Source organism: Lactobacillus nasalidis (assembly GCF_016587775.1).
In the GTDB taxonomy this organism is placed as follows: Bacteria; Bacillota; Bacilli; order Lactobacillales; family Lactobacillaceae; genus Lactobacillus; species Lactobacillus nasalidis.
In genome coordinates this window covers 1-3,006 of record NZ_BOCG01000594.1, presented here as the reverse complement: position 1 = coordinate 3,006, position 3,006 = coordinate 1, and the positions used below count along the sequence as shown (strand labels likewise).

Here is a 3,006-nt window from a genome sequence, read left to right as displayed (position 1 = left end):
CTACATGGTCCGGGTGGCTTCCTTGAGCAAGCTGGTGGCCGCCAAGGTCAAGAGCCATGACGCCAGCGGCCTCACGCCGCTGGAACAGCTGACGGCGATCAACCAAAAGGAGCACGAAGTCGTTGAAAAGCGCTACTCCACTTACTCTCGCTCCTTGCTGCCGCTTTTGCGCAAGAGCAACATCAACATTCTGGAAAGCGATGAGCTGTCTGAAGACCAGGAAGAATACATCCGCCGCTACTTCAACAACGAGCTTTACCCGGTCTTGACCCCGATGGCGGATGACCAGTCCCGGCCGTTCCCGTTCATCAACAACGACTCTTTGAACATCGCCCTGCGCTTAAAGGACCAGGAAAACGGCGACCACAAATTCGCCACGGTCCGCGTGCCGAACATCTTCCCGCGCCTGGTCAAGCTGCCTGACGGCGACAATGACTTCATTTTGCTGGAAGACATCATCAAGGTCTTTGCCGACCGTTTGTTTGACGGCTACGAGATCCGCCAGGCGGCCTGCTACCGGGTTACCCGGGACATGGACCTGGACGTTTCAGAAAGCGACACTTCCGACTTCCTGCTGGCAGTCAGAAAGCAGCTTGAAGACCGTGAACACGGGCACGTGACCCGGCTGGAAGTGGAAAACAGCATGAACACCAAGCTGCTCAAGCACTTGATGAAGCGGCTGAACGTGGACGAAGGCAGCGTCTTCAGCATCAACGGCCCGATCGACCTGACCTTCCTCAAGAAGCTGCCAGGGATGGTGGAAGGCCATGAAGAGCTGCGCTACAGCCCGATGCAGGCCTTTATCGACCCGGCCTTGAGAAGCGACCGCAACATTTTTGAATCAATCCGGGAAAAGGACTACCTGGTTCAGCACCCGTACGACAGCTTTGACGCCGTTTTGAACTTCGTCAAGCAGGCTGCCAAGGACCCGGAAGTTTTGGCCATCAAGATGACCCTGTACCGGGTGTCCGGCAACTCGCCGATCATCAAGTACCTGGGCCAGGCCGCCAAGGCCGGCAAGCAGGTTACTGTTTTGGTCGAAGTCAAGGCCCGCTTTGACGAGTCAAACAACGTCCACTGGGCTAGAACTTTGGAACAGATGGGCTGCCACGTCATCTACGGGCTGGTGGGCCTGAAGACCCACACCAAGGTGACTCTGGTCATCCGCCGCGACGAAGACGGCATCCGCCGCTACCTGCACCTGGGGACTGGTAACTACAACGACGTGACTGCCCACTTCTACACTGACCTGGGCCTCTTTACCTGTGACCGAGACCTGGGCGTTGACGCCACCAACCTCTTCAACATGCTGTCCGGCTACTCCAAGCCGCCTTACTTCAGCAAGCTGCGCATTTCGCCGAAACTGATCCGCCAGTTCATCTATGAAAAGATCGACAACGAAATCGCCATTGCCAAGGCTGGCCGGCACGCCGAGATCCACATGAAGATGAACTCCCTGTCTGACCCGGACGTGATTGCCAAGCTCTACGCGGCTTCTGCTGCCGGGGTCAAGGTGCACTTGATCGTCCGCGGGATCTGCTGCTTGAAGACGGAAATTCCGGGCGTCAGCGACAACATCGAGGTTCACTCGATCGTTGGCCGCTTCCTGGAACACAGCCGGATCTACTACTTCTACAACGACGGCAAGGAAGAAGTCTACCTGGCCAGCGCGGACATGATGCGGCGGAACCTGAACCGGAGAGTCGAAACCCTCTTCCCGATTCTGCAGGAAGACTTGAAGGAAAGAGTTTTGGACATTTTTGCCAAAATGTGGCAGGACAATGTCCAAGCCCGGATCCTGCACAAGACCGAATGGGTGCACGCCGACCGGCGGGGGCAGACGCCGTTCAACAGCCAGGAATACTTTGTGGCTGAAGCCGCCGAAAAGGTTCGGGTCGTTGAAGAACAGGAAGAAGAAGAAAAGGCGAAGAAGAAGGACGCTTTCGAGGCCATGAAGCCGCAGGAAAGCGAATTGGAAGAAGACGAAAAGTAGGATAGAAGATGGAAAAAGACCACCAGGAGATTGAAACCTTTAAAATCGATCAAATGTTTATCGGCTCCAGTCAAGAGGAGCTGATTCGGCAGGGGGAGGACCGCCGCCGGGAGCATCCGATTGCGGCGATCAGCACTTTCAAGCCGGTTGAGCGTGACGTGGTCCAGCTGATCAAGCTGACGGAGGAGAAGATGATCCCTGAACTTTTGGGGATGCGGCACCAGAGAATGATGCAGAATCCTTTTTCCTACTTCCGGGCCACGGCCGGGATCATGGAAAAGGACCTGCGCCAGTTCCCGGAATGCCAGTCGCATATTCCGGTAATCATCTGCGGGGATGCCCACCTGACCAATTTCGGCTTTTTTGCCTCACCGGAGCGCCAGCTCCTGTTTGGCTTGAACGACTTTGACGAAGCCAGAATCGGCAATTGGGAATTTGACCTCAAGCGCCTCTTGACCAGCGTGGTTTTGACCGGCCGGATCAACGGCTATCCAAAAGACCAGCTGGACATGATTCTGGCGGAAACCGTCCACGCCTACCGGCGCGGGATCAAGTACTCCAACTCCCTGCCGCTTCTGGACCGGTTCAACCTTTCCTACAGCGTGGACAGGCTGCTGGGCGAGGTGACCGAGAGCGAGCAGATGAAGCGTGTCCTGCAGAAGGTGGCCACCAGGGCGCCGAAGAACAATTCAGATGCCGTGGTCAAAAAGTTCACGGAAAAGACCGCTGACGGCCGCCTGCGCTTCAAGGACAACCCGCCTCGGGCCCGGCACGTGCCGCAGAAGACTTATGACGAGCTGCTCAAGGGCATGGAAGAATACCAAACCGGTGCCAGAGACGACGTGCGGGTGCTCTTGATCAACTACGAAGTTACAGACATTATCCGCTACAGCGTGGGCGTCGGCAGCTGGGGGACGCGCTGCTACCTGGCCCTGCTTACTGGTAAGGACGGCAGCCACCTGGTTTTGCAGATCAAGGAAGCCCTGCCGCTCAGATACAACCTGGCGGCTCTG

At 56.7% G+C, this 3,006-nt stretch carries 2 protein-coding genes; both read left to right on the top strand.

Annotation, left to right across the window (positions count from 1 at the left end):
* Window positions 1–1,993 (top strand): RNA degradosome polyphosphate kinase (locus lacNas_RS11135; RefSeq protein WP_201346872.1); only part of this gene is annotated, 1,993 nt, incomplete at its 5' end.
* An 8-nt stretch (window positions 1,994–2,001) separates the two neighbouring features.
* On the top strand, window positions 2,002–3,006 hold a 1,005-nt coding region (locus lacNas_RS11130), incomplete at its 3' end, for a DUF2252 family protein (protein WP_201335805.1).